Raw genomic sequence first — 25,235 nt, 5'->3', positions numbered from 1 at the left:
CTGTGTCTACCAGACCCCCTGAGCTGCGCCAACGATTACGCCACCGGCCAGTGTGATTTCAATGATTATCCCAAGCATGGGGCTGATCCTACTGGCGACAAGCGCTACCGCGTCAGGTAAATGAGAAAGTGTCATGATGACCGACACTCCGACGTTTTCTCGGCCGCGACTGTTCGAATGAAGAATCGCTTCGGCACCGCTTCACCGTTCAGCGCAGCACGAGAGGAAGAGTTGCGAAGCCGCTTCCGGGGTAGTGGGCGTGCGTTGGTGAGATGTCAGCCGGCACCAGCTCGGTGATGCGCGCAAGCAACTCTTCGACCAGGACCCGCAGCTCAAGGCGAGCCAGCGGGGCCTCGGGGCACACGTGGATGCCGCGGCCATACAACAGGTTGTCCGCCGGGTCGCGGTCGAGCCGAAACTCATCCGGGTCGTTGAAGACCGCCTCGTCGCGGTTGGCCGACGCCCAGAGCACGGTGACTCGCTCTCCCGCGCCGATGAGCTGACCGCCGACCTCGACCGACTCGGTCGTCATGCGGCGGTTGGCTATCAGGGGAGCGTGCAGGCGCAGGATCCCGTCGTTCGCTGCACCGATCAGGGAGGGGTCCTCGCGGAGCAGCTGCTGGGTCGGTGGGTGCGCCGCCAGGTAGTGAGCCAGAATCCCGGCGCCGGCCGAGATCGTGCTCAGCTCGCCGACGGTCCAGTTGCGCAGCAGGCTGACGAGCTCGTTGTCGGTCATCGGGCGGTCCCAGACGCGCTCACTGAGCAGGTGGATGGTCAGATCGTCCGGTGCGGCGTCGCCCGCCTGGCGGCGCGCGACGAGAAGAGCACGGATGAAGCCGTCGAACTCGACCGCGATCGCCGCCATCGCCGGCTGGTCTTGCGCGAGCGTCGCCGCGCGACCGGGCATCGCCCGCGCAGCTCGTCATAGGCGGCGATCTGGTTCTCGAGCACCGCGGGGGAGCGCGGGTTCCAGTTACACGGCTGGTTCTCGGTCATCGTTCTCCTGGATGGTCTGGTGCAAAGTGCGCCGGAACGCGCAGGCCGAGCCCGACTCCAGTCGAGGCCGCGAGGGAGCGGATCGACTCCGCCGTGCGTTCGGCGTCGGCGATGCAGCTGGACAGCCCCACGCCTCGATAGGCCGAACCGGTCAGGAACAGCCCGGGCAGCGCAGTCAGTTCCTCGGCCAGGGCATCGAGGCGGGCCTGGTGGCCCACCAGATACTGTGGCGTGCCTTGTCGCCAGCGCTGAACGAACTGCTCGAGCGGCTTGCCGCGCAGTCCCATCGCCTCATCGAGTTCGTCCCGCACTCGTCGCACGAGGGTGGTGTCTCTCATAGAGAGCCAGCGGTTATCACCGCGCCGGCCGACCATGCAGCGCACCAGTACCACGTCGTCGTCGGCCAGGTGTGGCCACTTCAGGCTGGACCAGGTGCAACCGACAATGAGCCGGTGTTCCTCGGGCGGCACCAGAAAACCGGTGCCGACGAGGGGGGCCGGGAACGCGGACCGAGGGTACGCCAGGCCGATCGTGGCCACGTTGGCATATTCGATTTCGCCCAGCAATGCGCCAAGCTGCGGGGCGGCCGAAGCCACGAGTCGGGCCGACGCGAAAGCCGGTGTTGCCAGCACGACCATGTCAGCGTCGATGACATCGCCGTCTTCGAGGTCGATGCGGTAGCCGCTTGCCCGGGGCCCTGCCGCGGGTGTCACCGCGGTGGCAGCACTGCCGCGCCGCACCGTGGCATCTGTCAGCTGGTCGGCGAGGGCATCGACCAGTCCGCCGAGGCCGGTGGTCAGGGTCACCAGCACGGGACCGCCGTCGGGCGAGCGTGCTGGCCGACGGCGCATTCCGAGGTAGAGGCTGCGGTGGGTGTGGGCGAGGGCAGCGATGTCGGGGGCCGTGCTCTGGGCGCTGAGTGTGTCGGCGCGTCCGGCGTGCACGCCGCCGAGCAGCGGCTCGACCAGGCGATTGAAAACCTGGGAGCCCATCCGGGTGCGCACCAGCTCACCGATCGAGGGGTCGGCCGCGGCGGATCGGCTGCGCGGCAATACCAGGTCGAAGGCGGCGCGAAGCAACCCCAGCGGCGAGAGTAGCCGGGAGCGAATCAGCGGCACCAGGCCGCCGGGAACGCCGAACATGGTGCCTTCCGGTAGCGAACGCAGGCGGTTGCGGCTCCGGATGCGCGCCCCGCCAACGTTCGGCACCACGACCCGGTCGGCCAGGCCGAGGTCCGCGATCAGCGCCGCGGCGACGGATGCGCGCACCATGAGGGCGTCGGGGCCGGTATCGAGCGGATGCCCCGCGAAACTTCGCGTGGCAATCTTTCCACCCAGCCGATCGGTACTCTCGACGAGCGTGATCTGTACCCGGCCGCCGAGCCGGCGCCGCAGGTAGTAGGCGGTGGCGAGGCCGCCGATTCCGGCGCCAACGATGGTGACGCGGGTCTGATCTGACACTGCTATTCCTTTCGTGGACAACGCAGAAATCACCGACGACCAGCCCGTTCGCCGGTCGCACCGGTACGGGCTATGCTCGTGCGGGTTCGTAGGCACAGCTCGGGTCCGCGGCGAGCGGATCGCCGGTGACCGCATAGGCGTGCGAGCGCGACCCGCCGCAGACCGCACGAAACTCGCAGCGGCCGCAGCGGCCTCCAAAATTATCCGGGGAGCGCAGGTCCTGCAGTAGGTCGGCGTCGCGGTAGATGTCGGGGAAGGGCTGGTCTCGCACGCAGCCGACCGCGACCGGCAGGAACCCGCTCGGGTAGACCATGCCGACGTGGTCGACGAAGGCAAACCCTCGACCGGAATTGACGTCGATCGGTGCCCGGGCCGCGCGTCGTTTAGGTTCGTCGCCGGTGAGCAGCTCGGCGGTGTCCCGACGCAGCACAGTGCGCAGCGGACCGACCGGGAACGCCGCGTCGAGGTCCGCCACGCCGGCGCGCTGAATGGCGATGCGGCGGTAGTGCGGCGCTTCGGTCGCCTTGATGGCGACGAGCTCAGAAACGTCGTGCATCCAGTGCAGCACCTCTTCTTCCTGCGTGGCGGTCAACGCCTGCAGCAGCTTGCCACGGCCGGTCGGCACCAGAAAGAAGATGCTCCATAGCGTCGTGCCGAGTTCGAGCACGGTCTTGAGAATTGCCGGCAGTTCGTGCACGTTGTCGGCGGTGACGGTCGTGTTGATCTGCAGTCGATAGCCGACCTCGCGCACCAGACGGGCCGCGACCATGGTGTCGTCGAAGACACCGTCTACGCCGCGAAAGGCGTCGTGGGTGGCAGCGGATGCGCCATCCAGCGATAGCGAGATGGCCTTCGCCCCGGCGTCGTGCAGTTCGACGAGCACCTCACGGGTCAGCTTCGGGGTCACCGAAGGGGACAGCGCCATGCTCAGCCCGAGTGCGGTGCCGTGCGCGACGAGTTCGGGCAGGTCGGGGCGTTCGAAGGGGTCGCCACCGGTCAGTACGACGAGCGGACGCGGCGTACCGAACGCAGCGAGGTCGTCGAGCAGGGTCTTGCCCTGCTCGGTGCTGAGCTCTAACGGATTGCGGGTGCGAATGGCGTCGGCGCGACAGTGCGTGCAGACCAGCTGACACGCTCGCGTGACCTCCCAGATCACGATGAACGGGCGTTCGGCGGCGTCGTGGTGCAGCAGGCGTACCGGGCGTTTGCGTGGGGTTTCGCTCATGGGGTTCCTCGTCCAGGCGCCGAGATTCGGAGGGTCTCCGGGCGATCGTGCCTGCGGTTTCGAGCGGCCTCCGGGTTTCTGCGAAGCCTGTGCTCGGGGTCTTTCGATCCTCTTAATTTTTAGCAGGATCATCCGTTCGGATACGTCAGAGAGTTCCGGTTTTATTCAGCCCATCAAGTTGCCCCGAACGCACCGAGAACAGCGCAGTGGCACAATGGGCGCATGATGACACTGCACCTGACCGGCGATGCCGCCGCCGACAGCCTCCTCAGCGAGAATCCGTTTGCACTGCTCGTTGGCATGCTGCTTGATCAGCAAATCGCCATGGAGACGGCCTTTGTCGGCCCGGCCAAAATTCGCGATCGCATCGGCGCGCTCGACCCGGCCACGATTGCCGACTACGACGCCGACGCCTTCGTCGACGTGTTTCGTCAATCGCCCGCCGTGCACCGCTTTCCGGGCTCGATGGCCAAACGCGTGCAGGAGGTCGCCGAGGTTATCGTGAGTAGCTGGAACGGCGATACGGCCTCGATCTGGACTGCTGATCACCCCACCGGTCCCGAAATTTTGCTCCGGCTGAAGGCACTGCCCGGATTCGGCGAACAGAAGGCGAAGATCTTCCTTGCGGTTCTCGGCAAGCGACTCGGGGTCGACGCGGATGGCTGGCGCGGGGCATCCGCTCCCTACGGGGAAGAAGGATCATTTCGATCGGTGGCCGATATCGTCGACCCCAAATCGCTCACCCGGGTGCGCGAGACCAAACGGGCCGCCAAGGCGGCTGCGAAGGCGTAGTCTCGCGGGGTGGGTGCTCATTTCAGCGAACAGACATTCGACTTCCTCGACGAACTCGAGCACCGCAACGAACGTGAATGGTTCCAGGAGCACAAACCGATCTACGAGATCGAACTGAAAGAGCGGATGCTCGCGGTCATCGCATCGCTCAATCTCGCCTTAGGCGATTTCGCGGCCGATTGCGTGCGTCCGCCGCACAAAGCCATGATGCGCATCTATCGCGATGTTCGTTTCTCCAACGACAAGTCGCCGTACAAGACCCACCTGGCCGCACACTGGCCGCCCCGTGGGCTGGAGAAGGCTGGGGGAGCCGGATACTTTCTGCAGGTCGGCGTGCACGGCGTCATGATGGCCGGCGGTGCCTACAGCCCGCAGCCGCCGCAGTTGCGGGCCATCCGCGACTACGTGCTCGAACATCACGCCGAGCTGCGCTCCCTGCTTGCCACGCCCGCACTCGCCAGACTGGCGCAGCCATTCGGCGGCAACAAGCTCATTCGCGCGCCACGCGGCTTTCCGATCGACCATCCGGCAGCCGATTTGCTGCTCAACCGCAGCTGGGCGCTGGTTTCGACCCTGCCCGGTGACGTCGCGCTCGATGAGAAATTCACGGATCTCGTAATCGAGCGGTTTCGTGCGTTCCAGCCGGTCGTGGATTTTCTCAACGTTCCCCTCGCCGCGACTACCCCGCTCGCGCAAGAAGCAGCCACGGGTCGGCGCTGGTCCGCCTGACCATCGCCGTCGGCATCCGTTTAGCGCGCTGCCATTCTTGTTCGTACCTCGGCCACGTCGTGACCCTGCACGGTAGCGATCACTTCATCCAGCCCGCCCAAAAGTCGACAAACACGATCGCGTTGTTCGTGATGGTGGTGTCGAAGGTTTTCTCGGTGATATCAATGGTGGCCACGCTGCGGGTTTATACCCTGTGGGGTATAATGGTAATGATCAGGAGAGCTGACGCGGCGCGGGGCCGCTTAGTCGCAGGGTCGACCAGATGACCACGACGGCGACGAGCGCCATGGCGCAAAGGCCGAGCCCGGAATACCCGGCCAGCGCCAGAATCGGCCCGGCGATCGCCCCGCCGAGGGCGCCAGCCGCGTTCATCGAAAGATCGGAGAACCCCTGCAGCGAGGAGCGATCCTCGATCTCGACGGCCTCCGAGACGAGTGCAGATCCGGCCACAACGGATGCCGACCAGCCCAGTCCCAGAAAGATCAGGCTGAGCGTCATCGTGCCCTGTGATCCGTCGCTGAGCCAGGCCACAGTGAGTGCGACCAGCAGCATGGCCTGCCCGCCGAGAATGATCGGAAGCCGCCCAAGGCGGTCGGAAAGCGCGCCGAACACGGGGGAGAGGGCGTACATTCCAGCCACGTGCAGGCTGATCGTCAGGCCCACGATGGAGAGGGTCGCGCCGTGGTCGCGCAAGTGGACCGGTGCCATTGACATCAGGGCGACCATCGTCGCGTGGCTGAGTGCGATGACCGCCACGGCATACCGGGCCGCCGCGTTGCCGCGCAGAATAGCCAAACCGCCACTGGCCCGACGGATATCCGCGCTCTTCGAGCGCTCCGCCAGCGCTGTGAGCAGGGGGTCGGGTAAGAGACCGAGCGCGTAAACGAACGCGGCGGCCACGGTGGCTGCCAGGGAAAAAGCGAATGCGCCGGTCATGGCCGGCAGCCCGAGGGCGGCACCGAGCGCCTCTCCCGGTCCGAACAGGTTAGGGCCGAGCACGGCGCCAATGGTCGTCGACCAGACCACGATCGACAGGTCGCGGGCTCGAAAGCGCGCGGTCGCGAGGTCGGTCGCTGCAAAGCGGGCTTGCAAGTTCGTCGCCGAGCCAGCGCCGAGCAGCATCAGGGCCAGGAGCAGCAGGGCGAAAATGTCAACGGACACCGAGATGATCGCGAGCACCGCGCCCGCGCCGGCCATAAGCGAACCGGTCGCGAGCGACACGCGACGCCCGCGCGCCTGCGCCAGCCGGGCGAGAGGCACGGCCACGATCGCCGCCCCGAGGGTACTCATGGTCGCGGCCATGCCCGACCAGGCGTTCGACCCCGACAGTTCGGCGGCGAGCAGAGCACCCAATGACAGGGTTGCTCCCATTCCGATGCCGCCGAGAATCTGGCCGGCAATGAGCACTCGCACGACGCGTTGCTGTAAGGCGGTGTGCGCCTCCGGAGCCTGTGTTACGACCGTTGGCTCGACGGGTGTTCGATTGTTTTTCATCGTGTGTTTTTCCCCTGGTTGTGACCTCGACCGGCCGCCTGAGGTTCACTCTATCGAGCCCCAGTCGCGGCGGGCTCGCTCTCCACTAAAATACCCCACACGGTATAAATAGACGAAATATGTTGCTTGTTTCCCCGTTCCGAAAGCAGCTCATGAAGAAAGCGCTCACCGCTCTGGTTTTAGCCGTCACCGTCGTGTTCGGTCTGGCGGCCTGCTCACCATCAGCCGAACCGATTGAGCTGACAGCGGGCACTGTCGTGATCGATGTGGGCACGCCCGATGAATACGGCGCAGGTCACCTCGACGGGGCGATCAACGCCGAGGTGCAGTCGCCAACCTTTGACGGGGATGTTTCTGCACTCAGCCAGCAGCGCAGCTGCCGGTAGCGGCCAGATTTGCGCCGAAACGCGACACCGGGCATCGTAGAAATATGACGAATTCAAGCGGGCACGGGCACGACGGCGAGTCGGCACCAGATGCCGCAACCTTTTGGGAGAACCGCTATCGGGAGAGCGACCGCGCCTGGAGCGGAAGCGCGAATGCCGCGCTCGAACGCGAGGCCGACGATCTTACTCCGGGCACGGCGCTCGACCTCGGCAGCGGCGAGGGCGGCGATGCGCTGTGGCTGGCCCAAAACGGATGGTCCGTCACCGCCGTCGATATTTCACCGACTGCCCTCGCCCGCGGCGAGGCCGCTGCCGCGAAGGCGGGCCTCACCGGCCGCATCCGCTGGATCACAGCGGACCTGGCCACCTGGCAGCCGGACGGCCCGTTCGACCTGGTTACCGCCCACTTTCTACAGTCACCGGTCCCGCTGCCGCGCGAGGTCATTCTGCATCGCGCTGCCGCGACGGTCGTACCGGGCGGCGTGCTGCTCGTCGTCGGTCACGCCCAGTTTCCGCCGTGGTCGAAGCACAAACCGGATGGCGTTCCGCTGCCGACGGCCGACGAGGTGCTGACCTCGCTTGAGCTGGACTCCGAGCACTGGACGATCGTCACCAAAGCTGCCGTCGGCCGCGAAGCCACCGGCCCCGACGGCCAGGTAGCCACCCTCGTCGACAGCGTGCTGACCCTTCGTCGCACGCCCGTCGCGTAAGCTGGGCACCCTGCGCCAAGACGACGCAGTCAATGAGAATATTGTCTAATGACCGGAACACTCGTGGCCAAGGGCCTGGCCGGCGGCTACGCGCAGCGCACCCTGTTTGAATCCCTCGACCTCACGGTCGCCCCCGGCGATGTCGTCGGCGTGGTCGGCGCCAACGGCGCCGGCAAATCCACCCTGTTGAATCTGCTGGCCGGGCTCACCGAGCCGCAGGCCGGCACCATTACGCGCAGTCCAGCGGATGCCTTCGTCGGCGCGCTGCCGCAGGAGCACGAACGGGTGCCCGGGGAAACCATCGCCGGATACATCGCTCGGCGCACCGGATGTGCCGAGGCGACCCGCGAAATGGATGCCGCGGCATCCGCTCTCGCAGACACGCAGCCGCGCGCTGACGGGATCGACCCGGCCGGCACCTATTCGACCGCGCTCGAGCGCTGGCTGGCCAGCGGCGCGGCCGACCTCGACGAACGACTGCCGATCGTGCTCGCCGACCTCGGCCTCACTCTGGGTGGTAGCCTGACCGCCTTGAGCCTGATGACCGAGCTCTCCGGCGGCCAGGCCGCTCGGGTCGGGCTGGCCGCCTTGCTGCTCTCCCGCTTCGATATCGTGCTGCTCGATGAGCCGACGAATGATCTCGACCTCGACGGTCTCGAACGCCTTGAAACCTTCATCACCGGGCTGCGCGGCGGCGTCGTGCTGGTCAGTCATGACCGTGAATTTCTTACCCGCTGTGTCACCCGGGTGCTCGAACTCGACCTCGCGCAGGGCGCGAACCGGGTGTTCGGCGGCGGCTACGACTCTTACCTCGAGGAACGCGAAACCGCGCGTCGGCACAACCGTGAGAACTATGACGCGTTCGCCGCCAAGAAAGCCGACCTCGTCGATCGCGCCAGAACTCAGCGGGAATGGTCGAGCCAAGGCGTGCGCAATGCGATGAAGAAAGCACCGGACAACGACAAGATTCGCCGCAAGGCATCGGTCGAGTCAAGCGAAAAGCAGGCCCAGAAGGTGCGGCAAATGGAGAGCCGCATTGCGCGCATGGAAGAGGCCCCGGAGCCCCGCAAGGAATGGCAGCTCGAGTTCACCATCGGCGCGGCCCCGCGCTCGAGCGCCGTCGTAGCGACCCTCAACAACGCCGAGTTTCGGCAGGGCGACTTCGTGCTCGGTCCCCTGTCGCTGCAGATCAACGGGGGTGAACGCATCGGTATCACCGGCCCGAACGGCGCCGGCAAGTCCACCCTGCTGCGGGCACTCCTGGGCCGTCAGAAAGCGGATGCCGGCAGCGCTCACCTTGGTTCGAGTGTCTCAGTCGGTGAGATCGACCAGGCCCGGGCGCTGCTGGCCGGTGCCCGTGCCCTGGCCGCGAGTTTCGAGCTGCTCGTGCCCGAACTGTCCCCGGCCGAAGTGCGCACACTGCTGGCCAAGTTCGGACTCAAAGCCGACCATGTGAACCGGCCGGTCGACGAGTTGTCGCCGGGGGAGCGCACCCGGGCCGGGCTAGCCTTGTTGCAGGCGCGCGGCGTCAACCTGCTCGTGCTCGACGAACCGACCAACCACCTCGACCTCGCCGCGATCGAACAGCTCGAACAGGCGCTCGACTCCTATGAGGGCACCCTGCTGCTGGTCACGCACGACCGCCGGATGCTCGCCAACGTGCATACCGACCGGCACTGGCAGGTGAACGCTGGTCAAGTGACCGAGCTGTAACTGTTCCGACCGATTCCTACGACCGACTCGAGCCAGCGAGGTACGCAAAAATACCGAACCACCTGTTGCGCGTCGTTCGTCCGCAGTACCGTGGCCCTATCCGTTCACCGTCGAACAACCAGGGAGCACACAATGACTGACAATACCTATCGTGTTATCGAAGTGGTCGGAACGTCAAAGGTGGGTTCTGATGAGGCCATCGCCAACGCGGTTCAGCGCGCTACCGAGACGGTGCAGAACCTTGACTGGTTTGAGGTCGTGCAGATCAGAGGCCATATTGTAGATGGGGCCGTTGACTACTTTCAGGTGCAGATGAAACTCGGCTTCAAGCTCATCGCGCTGAGCTAGTGTCTTCCGCTTGGTAGCTGGCGCGAAGGGTCGCGTGCGCAAGCTACCGAGACTGGCGCTTTTTGCCGAGCTTCGGTTGGCCCTTCACCGCGGGGGCGCGGCCCTTGCCCTTGTTCGCCTTCGCCTTGCCTCCGCCGGAACCGCCGCCGGGCTGCGAGCTGCGGGCAGCCTTCTGCGCGAGTTCCAGGCGGGCATCGGCGAGAAAGGCCACGCCGATCTCGGTCAGTGTCGTGCTGTCGGCAGCACGGTCGAACAGGGCGTAGCCGAGTTCTGCCTCGACCTGCTTGACCGACGCGCTGAGCGTGTCGCGCGAGATGGCCAGTGCCTGCGCGGCGCGGGCGAAATCGGGAGCCTCGGCGGCGGCCACGAAGTGTCCTAGCAGGGTGATGTCCACAAACAGCCTCTCGTTCTTCCGCAGATGGAGCGGGAGGCCTTCTAGGCTACGCGTCGAATGCGGCCTATTCCAATCCGTCGCGCACGGGGCTTGGCGCAACGCCGCCGACGTGGTTCGCTGGGTGCATGACGACCCTGCCGATGTTTCCCCTGGGATCAGTGCTGTTTCCCTACATGCCGCTGCAACTGCGTGTGTTCGAGGAACGCTACCTCGTCATGCTGGCCAGGGTGCTCGATTCGGAGCCGGCCGAGTTCGGCGTCGTGCTCATTGAGCGCGGGCAGGAAGTCGGCGGCGGCGAACGTCGGTTCAGCGTCGGCACCGTCGCCCGGGTCACCCAGCTTGAAGCTCCGGAGGGCTACCTCGGGCTGGTCGTGCAGGGCGAGCGCAGAATCGAGGTGACAGAGTGGATGCCGGAGGACCCGCATCCCCTCGCCACGGTTCGTGTGCTGTCCGACCTGGAATGGGACGATGCGCTGCTGCCGCGCCGTGAACAGGCCGAGCAACTTGTGCGCCGCACCCTGTCACTGGCGAGCGAGTTCAGTGACCAGGAGTGGTCGCCCGATGTGGTGCTCTCGCACGACCCGACCGCCGCCGCCTGGCAGCTCGCCGCGATCACCCCGGTCGGGCCGCTCGACCAGATCGCGCTGCTACGCTCGCCCACCATGGAAGCCCTGCTCGACAACATCATCGAGCTGACCCAGGCCGCGGCCGAGGCCTTGGCCTGGTGACACTCGCCGCGCCGTGGGTTTCGACCCGAAAATCAAAAATCGCCTTAAAGTCACACCTCGGCAAACGAAGCCTGCGGGGAGCGGTGTCTAATGGGGTAGATGACTTCAGCAGCGGATGCGCCTCCACCACCCTCCGGCGCGATCGTCGGTCCCGACGGGCTTGCCCGCCCCGCGTGGGCCTCGGTCGACCCGATGCTGCGCAACTACTATGACACCGAGTGGGGCGTGCCGGTGCGCACCGAGCACGCCCTGTTCGAGCGGATCAGCCTCGAGGCGTTCCAATCCGGGCTGTCCTGGGCTATCATCCTGCGGAAGCGCCTCGGGTTCCGCACGGCCTTCGCCGACTTCGACCCTGACCGAATCGCCGCTTTCGACGAGAACGACGTGGCGCGTTTGCTCCAGGACGAGCAGATCGTGCGCAACCGCCTCAAGGTTCGCGCGACGATCACCAACGCCAAGGCGACGGTTGCGCTGCGGGAGCAGGGCGGACTGGTCGACTTCGTCTGGGGGTTCCAGCCCGCCACAACGCCCCAGCCGCGAACGCAGGCCGACGTGCCGACCAGCTCCGAGGCATCCGTTTCGCTGGCGAAGGCCCTCAAGAAGGTCGGCTTCGTCTTTGTCGGCCCGACCACGATGTTCGCGCTGATGGAGGCGATCGGCATGATCGACACCCACCTGCTAGACAGTCACCGTCGCGGAAGCAGCGGAGTGTGGGGCTAGGCTGAGCGCTAGCACAACTGAATATCGGGCCATATGGACGGTGCGGGAGAGTTCGGCGCGTAAGCGTACGAACACCGAAGGAGCAATCCTCCCCGACAATCTCTCAGGTACTCGTACCGCATCGAACTGGCCACTCTGAAAAGTAGATTGTGCGTGCCCGACAGTCTCGCCCACGGTGAAAGTCAGTGCCCGCGCGCTGGTGAAGCTCTCAGGCACGAGCGACAGAGGGGGAGTTCCCACGCGGTTCAGTCGAGCCGTGCACACCATCCTGTGACCCGGAGAACTCATGACCACGGCCGATTCCAGCACCCCCGACTCCACCGATTCACGAAATAGCGAACGTTTCTCCCCGCTGCACCAGGCGCACGTTGATGCCGGTGCCAGCTTCACCGACTTCGCCGGCTGGCAGATGCCGGTGCGGTACTCGAGCGATCTCGCCGAGCACCACGCCGTGCGCAACGCGGCGGGCCTGTTCGACCTGTCCCACATGGCCGAAATCCTGGTCGAAGGCACGGATGCCGCTGCCTACCTTGACTATGCGCTGGCCGGCCAGCTCTCAGGTGTCGAACTCTGGCAGGCCAAGTACAGCCTGCTGTTGGCCGAGAACGGCGGCATCATCGACGACCTCGTCGTTTACCGTCTCGACGGAAGCAAGTTTCTAATCGTGGCCAACGCCGGCAACCGGTTCGCCGCGTTCGACGCGTTGCTCGCCCGCGCCGAAGACTTCGACGTGAGCGTCGTTGATCAGAGCGACGATTACGCCCTGATCGCCGTGCAGGGCCCGAACGCCCTTGCCATTCTGCGCGCCACCAGCGGCATCACCGACGTCGGCACCGACCTGCTGTTCATGAAGTATTACCGCATCACGGATGCCTTCTTCCGCGGCCAGCCGCTGCTGGTCGCCCGCACGGGGTACACCGGTGAAGACGGTTTCGAGCTCTACCTCGCGGCAGACCATGCCCGCGAACTCTGGGATGCACTCACGAGCGCCGGCGCCGAAATGGGGCTGGTCCCCGCCGGGCTGGCCAGTCGCGATACGCTCCGGCTAGAGGCAGGCATGCCGCTCTACGGACACGAACTCACCCTGAATACTTTCCCGGCCCAGGCGGGCCTCGGCCGAGTGGTCAATTTGAAGAAGGAGAACAACTTCGTCGGCCGAGCGGCAAGCGCTGCGGGGCCGGAGGCTGGGGCATCCGTTTTGGTCGGCCTGATTGCCGCTGGCAAGCGTGCCGGACGCGCGGACTACAAGATTTTCCGCAGCGTCGACGCGGAAAACGCCGACGGCATCATCACCAGTGGTGCCCTGTCGCCGACCCTCGGTTACCCGATCGCCATGGCCTACGTCACGCCCGACCTCTCCCGTCTCGGCACCGAGGTCTACGTCGACGTGCGGGGTACACGCATTCCGGCGACCGTCACCTCGCTCCCCTTCTATAAGCGCGTCAAGTAGACCCTCAACCTGCGAAAGGCAACCCCATGACAGACACATCCTCGCTTCAGTACACCGCCGAGCACGAGTGGGTTTTAGTCGACGGTAGCGTCGCGACCGTCGGCATCACCGCGTATGCCGCCGAAAAGCTCGGTGACGTCGTTTTCGTCGAACTGCCGGGCGTCGGCAGCACCGTGGCCAGCGGCACGGTCGTCGGCGAAATCGAATCGACCAAGTCGGTCGGTGAACTGTTCGCTCCGGTGAACGGCACCGTCACAGAAACCAACGACGCCGTTGTGGACAGCCCCGAACTAGTCAACAGCGACCCCTTCGGCGCGGGCTGGCTGATCAAGGTCGAATTCGAGACCCTCCCAACGCTGCTCAGCTTTGCCGAGTACTCCGCTCTGATCGGGGAGTAGTCGCATTATGAGCCAGGCTTTCACGCAGCGTCACATCGGAACGGATGTTGACGCCCAGTCCCACATGCTCGCTACGCTCGGCTACGACTCGGTGGAACACCTCGTCTCCGCCGCCATGCCGGCATCGATCCACGCCGATCTGTTTCGGCAGGACGGCGACAGTGCCCTGCCACTTGCCGCGACCGAGAACGAGGCCGTCGCCGAACTGCGCGCCCTCGCCAGCCACAACACGGTCAAACGCTCGATGATCGGCCTCGGCTACTACGACACCTTCACGCCCGCTGTGATCAAGCGCAACGTGTTCGAAAACCCCAGCTGGTATACCGCTTACACGCCCTACCAGCCGGAAATCTCGCAGGGCCGGCTCGAAGCCCTGATCAATTTTCAGACCATGATCACTGACCTCACCGGGCTGACCACGGCCAACGCGTCGATGCTCGACGAGTCGACGGCCGTCGTCGAAGGCATGCTGCTCGCCCTGCGCGCGTCAAAGTCGGGCTCACGTCGATTCATCGTTGACGCGGATGCCTTCCCCCAGACCCACGCGCTGCTCGCCAATCGCGCCGCCGCACTTGGCATCGAGCTCGCCCAGGTTGCTCTGAACGAGCAGACCACGGCTGAGGATCTCGGTGACTATTTCGGTGTCTTCGTGCAGTACCCGTCCGGTTCCGGTCGCATCTGGAGCCCGCAGACCGTCATCGACCTGGCGCACGAACACAAGGCGCTCGCCGTTGTGGCCGCCGACCTGCTCGCGCTCGCCCTGCTGAAGTCGCCCGGCGACCTCGGCGCTGATGTGGCCGTCGGCACCAGCCAGCGTTTTGGCGTGCCGATGGGCTTCGGCGGACCGCACGCCGGCTACATGGCCGTGCGCAAGGGCCTCGAACGCCAGCTACCCGGTCGCCTGGTCGGAGTGAGTGTGGACGCCGCCGGCCACCCGGCCTACCGCCTCGCCCTGCAGGTACGCGAACAGCATATTCGCCGCGACAAGGCGACCTCGAACATCTGCACCGCCCAGGTGCTGCTCGCCGTCATGGCTGGCATGTACGCCGTTTACCACGGGCCGCAGGGCCTGAAAACGATCGCCACCCGGGTGCACGAGCGGGCCGGGGCACTCGTCGCCGCCCTGCGCGCCATTGACGTTGACGTGCTCACCGACGCCTTCTTTGACACGTTCCAGATCAACGTGCCGGCGGGCGCTGCCGAGGTCGTCGCGAAGGCAGCCGCGAGCGGCTACAACCTGCACCAAGTCGATGCGAACACCATCAGCGTGTCGGTAGATGAGACCACCACGCTCGCTGACCTCTCCTATGTCGTCGGAGCGTTCGGCGGCCGCTCTGCATTTGGCCACGTCGACTTCGACGCCGTGCAGCACGGACTGCCGACCGATCTCGACCGTACGAGCGAGTTCCTCACCCACCCGGTGTTCAACACACACCGCTCCGAGACCAGCATGATGCGCTACCTCAAGCGACTTGCCGACTACGACTATGCCCTCGACCGCGGCATGATCCCGCTCGGCTCCTGCACCATGAAGCTCAACGCGGCGAGCGAAATGGAGGCCGTCAGCTGGCCCGAGTTTGCGGGCATCCACCCCTTCGCGCCGCGCGCCGACGTCGAGGGCTACCTGCACCTCGTGCGCCAGCTCGAAACCTGGCTAACGGACGTCACCGGTTACGACACAGTGTCGCTCCAGCCGAACGCTGGCAGCCAGGGTGAACTGGCCGGTCTGCTCGCCATTCGCGGCTACCACCAGTCCAATGGGGAGAGTGCCCGCACGGTCTGCCTGATCCCGTCGAGCGCTCACGGCACCAACGCGGCATCCGCTGCCCTGGCCGGCATGCGTGTCGTGGTCGTGGCCTGCGACGAGCTCGGCAACGTCGACCTCGCCGATCTGCACGCCAAGATCGCCGAGCACGCCGCCGATCTGGCCGCGCTGATGATCACCTACCCGTCCACCCATGGCGTCTATGAGCACGAGGTCGGCACTATCTGCGCGGCCGTGCACGCGGCCGGTGGCCAGGTCTACGTCGACGGTGCCAACCTCAACGCACTGCTCGGGTTCGCCCGGTACGGCGATTTCGGTGGCGATGTGTCGCACCTGAACCTGCACAAGACCTTCTGCATCCCGCACGGCGGCGGCGGGCCGGGCGTCGGTCCGGTCGCGGCCAAGGCGCATCTCGCGGCGTTCCTGCCTGGGCATCCGCTCGCCCAGAGTGACGAGCATTACCTGCTCAGCAGTGGGGGAGTCTCGGCCACCGTCGTTCACGCTGGCGGACCGGTCTCGGCCGCGCCCTACGGCAGCCCGAGCATCCTGCCCATCTCCTGGGCCTACGTGCGCATGATGGGTGTCGACGGACTCAAGCACGCCACCGGTGCCGCAGTGCTCGCCGCCAACTACGTCGCCAAACGCCTTGAGAACAGCTTCCCGCTCCTCTACTCCGGCGAAAACGGCCTGGTCGCCCACGAATGCATCCTCGACCTGCGTCCGCTCACCGCGGCTACGGGGATCAGCGTCGACGACGTGGCCAAACGCCTCATTGACTACGGCTTCCACTCGCCGACCATGAGCTTTCCGGTGGCCGGCACGCTCATGGTCGAACCCACCGAAAGCGAAGACCTCGGCGAAATCGACCGTTTCATCGACGCCATGATCGCGATCAAGGGTGAAGCGGATGCCGTCGCCGCGGGCCGCTGGCCCGCCGACGACAACCCGTTGCACAACGCGCCGCACACCGCGCAGTCCGTAATCGAGGGGGAGTGGGAGCATCCGTACGACCGGGCCACGGCGGTGTATCCGCTGGCGTCACTGGTGCGGAACAAATACTGGCCGCCGGTGCGTCGCATCGACAACGCCTACGGCGACCGCAACCTGGTCTGTGCCTGCCCGCCGCCGGAGGCGTTCGAGTAGAACCGCCCAGGCCTATCCGCGCACCAAGGTTCGCCGCCGCCCCATACGGGTGGCCGCTACGGTAACCGCCGTAACGGCCACCCGTATGGGGCGCGCCCAAGCAAGCCGGTCCTCATGCCCTGCCAGCTGGTCGATCGCTCGTGCTGCGGGCCTCGCGCCTCGACCAGCAGGTCAGCCGGTCGGAGCGAGCAGCCCCGGCCACCAGGCCAGCGCGAGCGGATACCCGACGAACGAGAGAATGTCGAGCAGCCAGTGCGTCACCACGAGCGGCATGGTGCGCCCCCAGCGGGTGTAGCACCAGCCGAACACGACCCCCATGGCCACGTTGCCGAAGAACGGTCCGACGCCCTGGTACAGGTGATAGCTCCCACGCAGCACAGCCGAGCTCAGAACGATCGTCCAGGTCGACCAGCCGAGCTCCCGCAGCCGGGTGAACAGGTAGCCGACCACGATGATCTCTTCAACCAGCGCGGCCTTCAAGGCGGCGAACACCAAAATAGGTATGGTCCACCAGAACGTGTCGAGCGGTGACGGCACCACGGCCACGGTGAAGCTGAACGCCCGTCCCGCCAGGTAGAGCGCGAGCCCCGGAACACCGATCACGAGCAGCAGCCCGAACCCGCCGAGCAGGTCCTTGCCCGGCCGGGTCAGATCGAAGCCGAGCCGGGTGAACGGGTTCTGCCCAGGCCGCCACAGCAGAAATATCACCAGGGCCACCGCCGCGAGCCCGAACGCGATGCCGAGAAACTGGTAGGTGAAGTCGAGCCACTCGCGGGTCGACTGCGAGCCGTTGATCGTCGCCGATTGGTCGGCGAGCGGTGTCATGTCCGTCAGCCGGGCCACGATCGACACGATCGAGTACACGGCCGACGCCCCGAGCGATAAGGCGAATACAATCCCGATCTCCCAGTACAACGGTGAGTTACCGAGCCGGGAACGGTGCGGGGCGGATGCTGGCGGCATGGCCCTATCCTGCCACCCCGGCATCCGCAGGCGCTTGCGCCCTGACCGCGGGAAGCCATCTGCTCAAAAAGGTGCCCTGCAACATAAGTGCAAGATTGCGTCGCGTTACGCTCAATAGTTGCCGGATATATTGCGCGTCGGTAACATTCTCCGCCTGATTGCTCATTCTGGGCGGGTTACAAACTAGGGTCGTAATAACCCCCCAAGGTTGAGCCGGGTCTTCCGCGGTCAAAATTGGGTTGACTCTACTGGCGCGTGACACGGTCAAGAGCTGTGTCCGTCGCCCTTTCGTGCATAGGAGCAAGAATTGAAAATCAGGAGAATGGGCATTGTTGCCATCGCTCTCGCATCTACCGGAGCCCTCGTGCTCTCGGGATGCGCTGGAGAATCAACGACATCCGCTGACGGCACCGCGATCATCACCACGAACGGCACCGAGCCGCAGATGTCGCTGATCCCGACCAACACCACCGAGGTGGGTGGCGGAAAGATCGTCACGTCCATCTTCGCCGGACTGGTCTCGTACTCGGCCGCGGGCGAAATCGAGAACGAGGTCGCTAAGTCGATCGAGTCCGACGACGCCACGACCTGGACCGTCACCCTGAACGACGACTGGACCTTCACCAACGACGAGCCCGTCACAGCATCGTCATTCGTTGATGCCTGGAACTACGGCGCGCTGTCTACCAACGCGCAGGGTTCCTCCTATTTCTTCGACAACATCGTCGGCTACTCCGACGTCTCCAACATGATCGACGACCCGACCGGTGCGACCGACGAGGACGGCAACGTCCTTCGCGTCGCCTCACCGCTCGCCGAGACCATGTCCGGCCTGACCGTCGTCGACGACACGACGTTCACCGTGGAGCTCGCAGGAACCGAAGCCGACTGGCCGCTCCGCCTGGGCTACTCGGCGTACTCGCCGCTGCCCGAGGTTGCTTTTGAGGACATGGACGCCTTCGGTCAGAACCCGATCGGCAACGGCCCGTACATGCTCGCCGGTGACGATGCCTGGCAGCACGAGGTGCAAATCGAACTCCTTACCAACCCGAACTACGCGGGTGTGCGCACCCCGGCCAACGACGGATTGACCATCATCTTCTACGCTTCCTACGACGCCGCCTACGCGGCCGTGCAGGGCGGCGACCTCGACGTGCTCGATGCCATCCCCGAATCCGCCCTCGCGAGCTACGAGTCGGACTTCCCGGAGACCTTCATCAACGAGCCCGCCGCGGTGTTCCAGGCCTTCAACATGCCGTACTACCTCGAGCACTGGTCGGGCGATGAGGGTAAGCTGCGTCGCGCCGCCGTCTCCATGGCCATTGACCGCGCCGAGATCACCGACGTTGTCTTCCAGAACACCCGCACCCCGGCCACCGACTTCACCTCCCCGGTCATCGATGGCTACTCTGATTCCCTCGCGGGTTCCGAAGTGCTCGACTTCAACCCCGAAGAGGCCGTCGCACTCTGGGCCGAAGCCGATGCGATCTCGCCGTATATCGGCACCTTTGACATTGCCTACAACGCGGATGGACCCCACCAGGTCTGGGTCGACGCCGTCGTCAACAGCGTCAAGAACACGCTCGGCATCGACGCAGTTGGCAAGCCGTACCCGACCTTCGGCGCTGCGCTCGAAGACCGTGACGCTCAGGCACTGACCGGTGCCACTCGCGCCGGCTGGCAGGCCGACTACCCGTCGCTGTACAACTTCCTTGCGCCGCTGTACCAGACCGGTGCCGGCTCGAACTACGAGGGCTACAGCAGCGAAGCGTTCGACACACTCCTCAAGGAAGGCGCCGCGGCGTCCAGCGTTGAAGAAGCCACCGCCAAGTACGTCGAAGCTCAGGAAGTCCTGCTGCAGGACCTCCCGACCATCCCTCTGTGGTACCAGAACACCTCGGGTGTCTGGTCCGACACGGTGAGCAACGTTGAGTTCGGCTGGGATTCCGTGCCGCTCTACCACGAGATCACCAAGAACTAATCGTTCGTTCCTAGTACGTCGTTACGAGAGGCCCGGGGGTCATTCCCCGGGCCTCTCGAGTTCCGCTTAATGATTGCGAATCTTTCATGCACTCGACCTCACCCGCGCCGATCAGCACCGTGTCAACTGCGCCGACGGGTAGCTGATGCTCTGGTACACCGGCAAACGTCTGCTCCAGATGATCCCCGTGTTCTTCGGCGCCACGTTCCTCATCTACTTCATGGTGTTCTCCCTCCCCGGAGATCCGATCGCTGCCCTCTACGGCGAACGTCCGCCGTCGGACGCCGTCATCGCCCAGATTCGCGCCGAGTACAACCTCGACAAGCCGTTCCTCGTGCAATACCTGCTCTATATCGGCAACTTCTTCCAGGGCGACCTCGGCACCACCTACTCCGGTCGCTCCGTCTCCGACGTGATGGCCTCCGCCTTCCCGATCACGGCTCGTCTAGCCATGCTCGCCCTCGCCTTCGAAGCGTTCTTCGGCATCCTCGTCGGCCTCATTGCCGGCCTGCGCAAGGGCAAGTTGTTCGATGCGAGCGCCCTCGTCGTAAGCCTGCTGCTGATCAGCGTGCCGACCTTCGTGATCGGCTTCGTACTGCAATTCGTCTTCGGCGTGCAACTGGGCTGGGCGCGCACGACCGTCAGTGGTGCTGCACCGATCGACGAACTGATTTTGCCAGCGCTGGTGCTGGCATCCGTTTCATTTGCCTATATTGTGCGCCTCACGCGGGCCAGCGTGTCGGACAACCTCAACGCCGACTTTGTTCGCACCGCCACGGCCAAGGGACTCTCCCGCCCGCGCGTCGTGACCGTGCACGTGCTGCGCAACTCGCTCGTACCCGTGATCACCTTTCTCGGCGTCGACATCGGCTCGCTCATGGTCGGTGCCATCGTCACAGAGGGAATCTTCAACATCAACGGGGTGGGGGGAACCGTGTTCAAGGCCATTCGCCTCGGCGAAGGACCGACCGTGGTGTCGTTCATCGCCGTCATGGTCGTGATCTTCGTGCTCGCCAACCTGCTCGTCGATCTGCTGTACGCAGCTCTGGACCCAAGGATCCGTTATGCCAAGTAAGAACCAGGGCGCGCAGCCGCACTTCGTTGCAGCGCTCGAAGACACCCCTCTCGTGGCGATCGACCACCTCGACGAGACCGCGAAAGCGCGCAGCACCTGGGCGGATGCCTGGGATGCGATGCGTCGTCGGCCTGCCTTCTGGATTTCCTCCGGACTCATACTGCTCATCGTCGCGGTGGCGCTGATACCCGGATGGTTTTCCTCGGTGTCACCGACCCAGTGCCAGCTGTCGGACAGCAACGGGGTTCCGCAGTCCGGGCATCCGCTCGGATTCACCTTTCAGGGCTGCGACGTTTATGCCCGAATCATCTTCGGTACCAGCGCCTCGGTAACCGTCGGCATGTTGGCCGCATCGATTGTGACCCTGTTCGGTCTCATCGTCGGTGCCCTCGCCGGCTACTACGGCGGATTCCTCGACGCCGTCGTTTCGCGCATCGGCGACATCTTCTTCGCCGTTCCGACCGTGCTCGGCGCCATCGTGTTGCTCTCGGTGCTGCCCGACCGCACCCCGGTGGTCATCGCGTTGGTTATCTCGATCTTCGCCTGGCCGCAGGTCGCGCGCATCATGCGCGGCGCGGTACTGACCGCGCGAAACTCGGACTACGTGGTGGCCTCGGTCGCACTCGGCGTGTCCAAGTTCAAGATTCTGGTGCGCCACGTCGTTCCTAACGCGATCGCCCCCGTTATCGTCATCGCGACGGTCTCACTCGGCACCTTTATCGTTGCCGAAGCCACGCTCTCCTTCCTCGGTATCGGCCTCGGCCCCGGCACGATGTCGTGGGGACGCGATATCGGCGAGGCGCAGACATCCATTCGTACGAGCCCGCAGGTGCTGTTGTACCCCTCGATTGCGCTCTCTTTGACCGTGCTGGCGTTCCTCATGCTCGGTGACGTGCTGCGCGACGCGCTCGATCCCCAGGCGAGGGCACGCCGATGACCCAGTTAGTGACCGAAACCGTGAATAAGACTCCCCCCGCCGGCTCCGAACCACTCTTGGAGGTCCGCGACCTCGAGGTCGGCTTCCGCACCCAGCGCGGCATCGTGCCCGCCGTGCGCGGCGTCAGCCTCACGCTTTACCCCGGTCAGACCCTCGCGATCGTCGGGGAGTCCGGTTCGGGCAAGACCACGACGGCCCAAGCGATCATTAAACTGTTGGCCGGCACCGGCCAGGTGACCGGCGGGCAGATCCTGTTCGAGGGTCGCGACCTGACCATTCTGAACGCCACCGACATGCAGGCCGTGCGCGGCCGCGAGATCGGCTACGTTCCGCAGGACCCGATGAGCAACCTCAACCCGGTGTGGAACATCGGTTTTCAGGTGTCCGAAGCCATCAAGGCCAACAGCGGACTTCGCGGCAAGCCCCTGAGGGCGCGCACCATTGAAGTGCTGCAAGAGGCGGGTCTGGCGGATGCCGCTGACCGGCTCAAGCAATACCCGCACCAATTCTCCGGCGGCATGCGTCAGCGTGTGCTCATCGGTATCGGACTGTCGGCCCGGCCGAAACTGCTCATCGCCGACGAGCCGACCAGTGCGCTCGACGTCACCGTGCAGCGCCAGATTCTCGACCACCTGGCCACCCTCACCCGGGATTACGGCACCAGCGTCCTGTTTATTACTCACGACCTCGGTCTCGCCGCGGAGCGGGCCGAGCAGCTCGTCGTGATGTACAAGGGCAAGATCGTCGAATCGGGCCCGTCGCAGGAGATCCTCGCCAACCCGCAGCACCCGTACACCCAGCGTCTGGTGGCGGCCGCGCCGAGCCTCGCCTCGCGTCGCATTCAGGCCAAGAAGAACGAGGATGGCCCGGCGACCGAAATCTTCTCGGCCGGAGGCACGGACACCGCGCTGATTCAGCGTGCGACAGACCGTGAACTTGCAGCCTCGGGCAAGGACCTCATCTCGGTCGAGGGCATCACCAAGATGTATCGCATTCGTAAGTCCGGATTGCGTTTCGACGAGCTTCTCGCTGTGAACGACGTATCGTTCGGGGTGAAGAAGGGCACCACCACGGCGATCGTGGGGGAGTCCGGTTCCGGCAAGTCCACCGTGGCCAAGCTCATTCTGCAGCTCGAGGGCCTCACCAGCGGGCGGATTGAATTCGAGGGGCGCGACGTCGCTGGCTTGAAGGGGCGCGAGCTGCTGAACTTCCGCCGCCGCGTGCAGCCCGTGTTCCAAGATCCGTACGGTTCGCTCGACCCGCAGTACAACGTGGGAAACACCATCGCCGAGCCGCTGCTCGCGCACAAGGTTGGCACCAAGCGGGAGCGGCAGAAGCGTGTGCTGCAGCTGCTCGATCAGGTGTCCCTGCCCGCGTCGACCCAGTTTAGATACCCGAGCGAACTCTCCGGTGGCCAGCGTCAGCGCATCGCGATCGCGCGAGCTTTGGCATTGAAGCCCGACGTGCTCGTGCTCGACGAAGCCGTCTCCGCACTCGATGTGCTTGTGCAGGGTCAGATCCTGAACCTGCTTACCGAGTTGCAGACAGACCTGGGTCTGACGTATCTGTTCATCACGCACGACCTCGCTGTCGTGCGCCTGGTCGCCGACAATGTCTGCGTCATGCAGAAGGGACGCATCGTCGAAGCCTCGTCGACCGACGACGTGTTCGACAACCCGCGGGAGGTCTACACGCAGGAACTGCTGGCGGCAATCCCCGGAGCGAACTTTGAGTTCGGGCGGTAGTCGAACGCTTTCTGCAATCCAGGCCCGACCGGTAATTATTCCGGTCGGGCCTTTCGTCTACCGACTGCCGGGCATGGCATCTTGTGGTTGTTTGTCCCCAAACGAACGAAACGCTTCGTCCTTACGGAGCAGACGCGGGATTTGTGCAGAATGCGCGACTGGAACGATGAAGAATGGTGCAATTTCATAACGGTTCGGGTATTTCTTTGGCGAAAATGATAGATCTTCTTTATTGCCCTAGCCGGCCGCACTCGACCCGCGGCCGCAGCACGACGAACCGGTCACAGCGGATGACATGATTCTTGCCTGGGCGATCGGATCCGGATACTACGACAGGGCGACGATAGGCCCGGACACTGCGCATGTAACCACAGGCACCCAATACTTTGAGATGGGCGGCAGCACCGCAGGCCTCGACACGACCCCGTTCCGCGAAGCTAGGCAAGAAATATCGCCAGAAGGGATGCCGCAGCGCCCGCCACCAGCGCGCCGCAGCGTCCCCATGCCCAGACGACCTCAACGGGGGTCTGGGCTGCGAGGCCGCTGTCTACCTGGCCGCTGCGCTGCAACGCGTCCCAGCGCGAGCGCACCAGTTGCGCCGCCTGGCCGGACTCACTTCCAGGCAGGTCGCCGAGCCGCGGCGGGCCGCTGACATAGGGTACCGGGTCGGTGATCTTACGACGTCCGGCGCTGGTCTGGCTCCGGCCGGGCGCCGGGGCGCAGTAGACCGCGAACTTGTGCCCCGGCGTGTACAGGGTGAGTGCGAACTTGGTGTCGACGTGCACGAGCGCCTCCCACGGCACAACGATGGTGCGCAGCGGATTACGAATGGTCACGACATCGTCGCTCACTTGCAAGTCGGGCCGCCAGAGCACCTCCCAGACGAACAGCATGACGAACAGGGCCGGAACGGCGAGCCAGCGGTTCGATGTAGTGGGCAGCAGGAACAGGCTGAGCGCGCTGAGCGCGGCAACCGTGGCAAAGATGGTGGCGATGATGCGGTTGAACCGCGAGTAGAAAACATTCGGGTCGGAAGCGACGGGCATGCAGCCATGCTGCCAGATTTTGTTTGCACCCACCGCACGAGCAGCTTCGATGAAGGCAGGTTTTCATGACCGACGAGGCGACGACCACATTGTCTCCCCGCGTGCTGCAGGTCACCGACCTCACCGTGCACTCCGGCGTCGATAACGTCTGGGTGCCGGCCGCGCTCAGCCTGAACTATTCGATCGAGCTGGGCAAGGTGTTCGCCATCGTTGGCAAGTCAGGCTCGGGCAAGAGTGCCAGCTAGACGACTATTCTCGACCTGCTCCCCGAAAACAGCCGCATCTTTGGCAGCGTCAAGCTCAGTAGCCGCGAGCTTATGGAACTGAAGCCCGCTCAGATGCACACGGTGCGCGGCGGCCAGATAGCGATGATCTTTCAGGAACCGATGACGACGCTCACCCCGGTCGACACGATCGGGTTTCAGATCATCGAGACCCTGCGCGCCCACTTCGGCATATCCCCCTCGCAGGCCAAGACGCGCGCTGGAGCTGCTCGACATGGTCGAACTGCTTAATCTGCTGATGGCGTTCAACTCCTACCCCCACCGATTGAGCGGTGGGCAACGTCAGCGTGCCATGATCGCTTAATCCGTCTCCTATGGACCCGCAGTTGCTCATCGCCGACGAACCCACGACCGCCCTCGACGTGACGGTGCAGGCTGAAATTCGCGACCTGCTGCGGAGCCTCCGCGATCGACTGGACAGCGCCATCCGCTTGATCACTCACGACATGCGCGCCGTGGTCGACCTTGCCGATGCGGTGCTCCCTGCTCGTATCGAGGTCAACGAGCGACTCGCGAGTGAGGCGGCATCGACGGCTAAAAATGACCGTCGAGAAGTGGTTGTCAAGTTTGAGGATGTCGTCAGCGAGTATCCCGAGTACGGTCGCGTCGCGGCCTTGTGCGCCGTCGACGAAGTCAACCTGTATGTGCGTCAGGGGGAAGCGCTCGGGCGCGTGGGGGGTGCCCCTATGTTTTTGTCAAGCAGCGAGTTGGTGTTCAGTTTCGTAGAGGGTGCCGTCTCGCAGCATGGCGAAT

At 64.9% G+C, this 25,235-nt stretch carries 24 protein-coding genes, 1 pseudogene and 1 riboswitch; of the genes and pseudogenes, 18 read left to right on the top strand and 7 right to left on the bottom strand.

All coding sequences use genetic code 11. The features are described from left to right. Positions 1–208 precede the first annotated feature (208 nt). The 3 genes from CXY71_RS17580 to CXY71_RS17570 form a co-directional block, all read right to left on the bottom strand. The gene (locus tag CXY71_RS17580) at positions 209–907 is read right to left on the bottom strand and encodes a cytochrome P450 (protein WP_104138471.1); all 699 of its coding nucleotides are present in this window, start codon (positions 905–907) and stop codon (positions 209–211) included. A gap of 85 nt (positions 908–992) precedes the next feature. Then, the gene (gene hemG, locus CXY71_RS17575; protein ID WP_158253148.1) at positions 993–2,456 is read right to left on the bottom strand and encodes a protoporphyrinogen oxidase; all 1,464 of its coding nucleotides are present in this window, start codon (positions 2,454–2,456) and stop codon (positions 993–995) included. Positions 2,457–2,526: 70 nt separating this feature from the next. Further along, a complete protein-coding gene (locus tag CXY71_RS17570) occupies positions 2,527–3,681 on the bottom strand; it encodes a TIGR04053 family radical SAM/SPASM domain-containing protein (RefSeq protein ID WP_104138465.1) in 1,155 nt (384 codons plus the stop codon). A gap of 225 nt (positions 3,682–3,906) precedes the next feature. On the opposite strand from CXY71_RS17570, the gene CXY71_RS17565 reads away from it, so the two are divergent. Both CXY71_RS17565 and CXY71_RS17560 read left to right on the top strand, forming a co-directional pair. Next, complete coding sequence (locus CXY71_RS17565) at positions 3,907–4,473, top strand: HhH-GPD-type base excision DNA repair protein (protein WP_199184363.1); 567 nt, start codon at positions 3,907–3,909, stop codon at positions 4,471–4,473. 9 nt (positions 4,474–4,482) lie between these two features. Then, positions 4,483–5,202, top strand: coding sequence for a DUF2461 domain-containing protein (locus tag CXY71_RS17560; RefSeq protein WP_104138459.1), 720 nt, complete (start codon positions 4,483–4,485; stop codon positions 5,200–5,202). 213 nt (positions 5,203–5,415) lie between these two features. On the opposite strand, the gene CXY71_RS17550 is transcribed toward CXY71_RS17560, so the two are convergent. Next, entirely contained in the window at positions 5,416–6,696 is a 1,281-nt protein-coding gene (locus tag CXY71_RS17550; protein WP_104138456.1) for an MFS transporter, read from the bottom strand. 119 nt (positions 6,697–6,815) lie between these two features. Between CXY71_RS17550 and CXY71_RS17545 the strand changes: the two genes are divergently transcribed. The 4 genes from CXY71_RS17545 to CXY71_RS17530 all read left to right on the top strand — a co-directional run bounded on the left by CXY71_RS17545 (position 6,816) and on the right by CXY71_RS17530 (position 9,853). Then, positions 6,816–7,082 carry a rhodanese-like domain-containing protein gene (locus CXY71_RS17545; protein WP_104138453.1) on the top strand — a complete coding sequence of 89 codons (267 nt, stop codon included), beginning with the start codon at positions 6,816–6,818 and terminating at the stop codon, positions 7,080–7,082. 44 nt (positions 7,083–7,126) lie between these two features. Then, on the top strand, positions 7,127–7,792 hold the full coding sequence (locus CXY71_RS17540) for a cyclopropane-fatty-acyl-phospholipid synthase family protein (RefSeq protein ID WP_104138450.1): 666 nt from the start codon (positions 7,127–7,129) through the stop codon (positions 7,790–7,792). Between the two features lie 48 nt (positions 7,793–7,840). Continuing rightward, entirely contained in the window at positions 7,841–9,505 is a 1,665-nt protein-coding gene (locus CXY71_RS17535; RefSeq protein WP_104138447.1) for an ABC-F family ATP-binding cassette domain-containing protein, read from the top strand. Between the two features lie 132 nt (positions 9,506–9,637). Beyond that, positions 9,638–9,853 (top strand): dodecin, encoded by a 216-nt coding sequence (locus CXY71_RS17530; protein WP_104138444.1) that lies wholly within the window; start codon positions 9,638–9,640, stop codon positions 9,851–9,853. A 43-nt stretch (positions 9,854–9,896) separates the two neighbouring features. Here the strand turns inward: CXY71_RS17530 and CXY71_RS17525 are convergent, their stop codons facing one another. Then, positions 9,897–10,247 carry a LysR family transcriptional regulator gene (locus CXY71_RS17525; protein WP_104138441.1) on the bottom strand — a complete coding sequence of 117 codons (351 nt, stop codon included), beginning with the start codon at positions 10,245–10,247 and terminating at the stop codon, positions 9,897–9,899. A gap of 125 nt (positions 10,248–10,372) precedes the next feature. Here CXY71_RS17525 and CXY71_RS17520 point away from each other — a divergent pair, with 125 nt between their 5' ends. The 5 genes from CXY71_RS17520 to gcvP all read left to right on the top strand — a co-directional run bounded on the left by CXY71_RS17520 (position 10,373) and on the right by gcvP (position 16,451). Beyond that, positions 10,373–10,975 (top strand): LON peptidase substrate-binding domain-containing protein, encoded by a 603-nt coding sequence (locus tag CXY71_RS17520; protein WP_104138438.1) that lies wholly within the window; start codon positions 10,373–10,375, stop codon positions 10,973–10,975. Positions 10,976–11,074: 99 nt separating this feature from the next. Next, complete coding sequence (locus tag CXY71_RS17515) at positions 11,075–11,695, top strand: DNA-3-methyladenine glycosylase I (RefSeq protein WP_104138435.1); 621 nt, start codon at positions 11,075–11,077, stop codon at positions 11,693–11,695. A 33-nt stretch (positions 11,696–11,728) separates the two neighbouring features. After that, positions 11,729–11,824: riboswitch (glycine riboswitch) on the top strand. 157 nt (positions 11,825–11,981) lie between these two features. Continuing rightward, positions 11,982–13,145: a glycine cleavage system aminomethyltransferase GcvT gene (gcvT, locus tag CXY71_RS17510; protein WP_104138431.1), complete on the top strand. Its 1,164-nt coding sequence runs from the start codon at positions 11,982–11,984 to the stop codon at positions 13,143–13,145. A 26-nt stretch (positions 13,146–13,171) separates the two neighbouring features. After that, the gene (gene gcvH, locus CXY71_RS17505) at positions 13,172–13,543 is read left to right on the top strand and encodes a glycine cleavage system protein GcvH (RefSeq protein WP_104138428.1); all 372 of its coding nucleotides are present in this window, start codon (positions 13,172–13,174) and stop codon (positions 13,541–13,543) included. Positions 13,544–13,550: 7 nt separating this feature from the next. Then, entirely contained in the window at positions 13,551–16,451 is a 2,901-nt protein-coding gene (gcvP, locus tag CXY71_RS17500) for an aminomethyl-transferring glycine dehydrogenase (protein ID WP_104138426.1), read from the top strand. Between the two features lie 171 nt (positions 16,452–16,622). Here gcvP and CXY71_RS17495 read toward each other — a convergent pair whose 3' ends face one another. Next, positions 16,623–17,414: a CPBP family intramembrane glutamic endopeptidase gene (locus tag CXY71_RS17495; protein WP_104138423.1), complete on the bottom strand. Its 792-nt coding sequence runs from the start codon at positions 17,412–17,414 to the stop codon at positions 16,623–16,625. A 322-nt stretch (positions 17,415–17,736) separates the two neighbouring features. Between CXY71_RS17495 and CXY71_RS17490 the strand changes: the two genes are divergently transcribed. The 4 genes from CXY71_RS17490 to CXY71_RS17475 all read left to right on the top strand — a co-directional run bounded on the left by CXY71_RS17490 (position 17,737) and on the right by CXY71_RS17475 (position 23,152). Further along, the gene (locus CXY71_RS17490; protein ID WP_233204709.1) at positions 17,737–19,395 is read left to right on the top strand and encodes an ABC transporter substrate-binding protein; all 1,659 of its coding nucleotides are present in this window, start codon (positions 17,737–17,739) and stop codon (positions 19,393–19,395) included. Positions 19,396–19,540: 145 nt separating this feature from the next. Further along, complete coding sequence (locus tag CXY71_RS17485) at positions 19,541–20,470, top strand: ABC transporter permease (RefSeq protein WP_104138417.1); 930 nt, start codon at positions 19,541–19,543, stop codon at positions 20,468–20,470. After that, positions 20,460–21,407: an ABC transporter permease gene (locus tag CXY71_RS17480; protein ID WP_104138414.1), complete on the top strand. Its 948-nt coding sequence runs from the start codon at positions 20,460–20,462 to the stop codon at positions 21,405–21,407. Before CXY71_RS17485 ends, CXY71_RS17480 begins: the two co-directional genes overlap by 11 nt. Then, complete coding sequence (locus CXY71_RS17475) at positions 21,404–23,152, top strand: ABC transporter ATP-binding protein (RefSeq protein ID WP_104138411.1); 1,749 nt, start codon at positions 21,404–21,406, stop codon at positions 23,150–23,152. The genes CXY71_RS17480 and CXY71_RS17475 overlap by 4 nt, the downstream gene beginning before the upstream one ends. Before the next feature lie 437 nt (positions 23,153–23,589). Here CXY71_RS17475 and CXY71_RS17470 read toward each other — a convergent pair whose 3' ends face one another. After that, on the bottom strand, positions 23,590–24,198 hold the full coding sequence (locus CXY71_RS17470; RefSeq protein ID WP_146071818.1) for a PH domain-containing protein: 609 nt from the start codon (positions 24,196–24,198) through the stop codon (positions 23,590–23,592). A 65-nt stretch (positions 24,199–24,263) separates the two neighbouring features. On the opposite strand from CXY71_RS17470, the gene CXY71_RS17465 reads away from it, so the two are divergent. The 3 genes and pseudogenes from CXY71_RS17465 to CXY71_RS17455 form a co-directional block, all read left to right on the top strand. Beyond that, a complete protein-coding gene (locus CXY71_RS17465) occupies positions 24,264–24,443 on the top strand; it encodes a hypothetical protein (protein ID WP_104138405.1) in 180 nt (59 codons plus the stop codon). A gap of 72 nt (positions 24,444–24,515) precedes the next feature. Next, a complete protein-coding gene (locus tag CXY71_RS21265) occupies positions 24,516–24,713 on the top strand; it encodes a hypothetical protein (RefSeq protein ID WP_158253147.1) in 198 nt (65 codons plus the stop codon). Between the two features lie 83 nt (positions 24,714–24,796). Then, positions 24,797–25,235, top strand: a pseudogene (locus CXY71_RS17455) (hypothetical protein); the annotation flags it as partial.

It is taken from the genome of Cryobacterium sp. Y62 (assembly GCF_002929785.1).
Lineage (GTDB): Bacteria > Actinomycetota > Actinomycetes > Actinomycetales > Microbacteriaceae > Cryobacterium.
Note: the sequence above shows the minus strand (reverse complement) of the source record. Positions and strands in the feature narration are given on the sequence as shown.

What these genes read in the sequence shown, in the direction of transcription:
- CXY71_RS17580 (WP_104138471.1), bottom strand. Translation starts at nt 907, where the DNA reads ATGCCCGGTCGCGCGGCGACGCTCGCGCAAGACCAGCCGGCGATGGCG.
- CXY71_RS17570 (WP_104138465.1), bottom strand. Translation starts at nt 3,681, where the DNA reads ATGAGCGAAACCCCACGCAAACGCCCGGTACGCCTGCTGCACCACGAC.
- CXY71_RS17565 (WP_199184363.1), top strand. Translation starts at nt 3,907, where the DNA reads ATGACACTGCACCTGACCGGCGATGCCGCCGCCGACAGCCTCCTCAGC.
- CXY71_RS17550 (WP_104138456.1), bottom strand. Translation starts at nt 6,696, where the DNA reads ATGAAAAACAATCGAACACCCGTCGAGCCAACGGTCGTAACACAGGCT.
- CXY71_RS17545 (WP_104138453.1), top strand. Translation starts at nt 6,816, where the DNA reads ATGTTGCTTGTTTCCCCGTTCCGAAAGCAGCTCATGAAGAAAGCGCTC.
- CXY71_RS17540 (WP_104138450.1), top strand. Translation starts at nt 7,127, where the DNA reads ATGACGAATTCAAGCGGGCACGGGCACGACGGCGAGTCGGCACCAGAT.
- CXY71_RS17535 (WP_104138447.1), top strand. Translation starts at nt 7,841, where the DNA reads ATGACCGGAACACTCGTGGCCAAGGGCCTGGCCGGCGGCTACGCGCAG.
- CXY71_RS17530 (WP_104138444.1), top strand. Translation starts at nt 9,638, where the DNA reads ATGACTGACAATACCTATCGTGTTATCGAAGTGGTCGGAACGTCAAAG.
- CXY71_RS17520 (WP_104138438.1), top strand. Translation starts at nt 10,373, where the DNA reads ATGACGACCCTGCCGATGTTTCCCCTGGGATCAGTGCTGTTTCCCTAC.
- CXY71_RS17515 (WP_104138435.1), top strand. Translation starts at nt 11,075, where the DNA reads ATGACTTCAGCAGCGGATGCGCCTCCACCACCCTCCGGCGCGATCGTC.
- gcvT (WP_104138431.1), top strand. Translation starts at nt 11,982, where the DNA reads ATGACCACGGCCGATTCCAGCACCCCCGACTCCACCGATTCACGAAAT.
- gcvH (WP_104138428.1), top strand. Translation starts at nt 13,172, where the DNA reads ATGACAGACACATCCTCGCTTCAGTACACCGCCGAGCACGAGTGGGTT.
- gcvP (WP_104138426.1), top strand. Translation starts at nt 13,551, where the DNA reads ATGAGCCAGGCTTTCACGCAGCGTCACATCGGAACGGATGTTGACGCC.
- CXY71_RS17495 (WP_104138423.1), bottom strand. Translation starts at nt 17,414, where the DNA reads ATGCCGCCAGCATCCGCCCCGCACCGTTCCCGGCTCGGTAACTCACCG.
- CXY71_RS17490 (WP_233204709.1), top strand. Translation starts at nt 17,737, where the DNA reads ATGGGCATTGTTGCCATCGCTCTCGCATCTACCGGAGCCCTCGTGCTC.
- CXY71_RS17485 (WP_104138417.1), top strand. Translation starts at nt 19,541, where the DNA reads ATGCTCTGGTACACCGGCAAACGTCTGCTCCAGATGATCCCCGTGTTC.
- CXY71_RS17480 (WP_104138414.1), top strand. Translation starts at nt 20,460, where the DNA reads ATGCCAAGTAAGAACCAGGGCGCGCAGCCGCACTTCGTTGCAGCGCTC.
- CXY71_RS17475 (WP_104138411.1), top strand. Translation starts at nt 21,404, where the DNA reads ATGACCCAGTTAGTGACCGAAACCGTGAATAAGACTCCCCCCGCCGGC.
- CXY71_RS17470 (WP_146071818.1), bottom strand. Translation starts at nt 24,198, where the DNA reads ATGCCCGTCGCTTCCGACCCGAATGTTTTCTACTCGCGGTTCAACCGC.
- CXY71_RS17465 (WP_104138405.1), top strand. Translation starts at nt 24,264, where the DNA reads ATGACCGACGAGGCGACGACCACATTGTCTCCCCGCGTGCTGCAGGTC.
- CXY71_RS21265 (WP_158253147.1), top strand. Translation starts at nt 24,516, where the DNA reads ATGGAACTGAAGCCCGCTCAGATGCACACGGTGCGCGGCGGCCAGATA.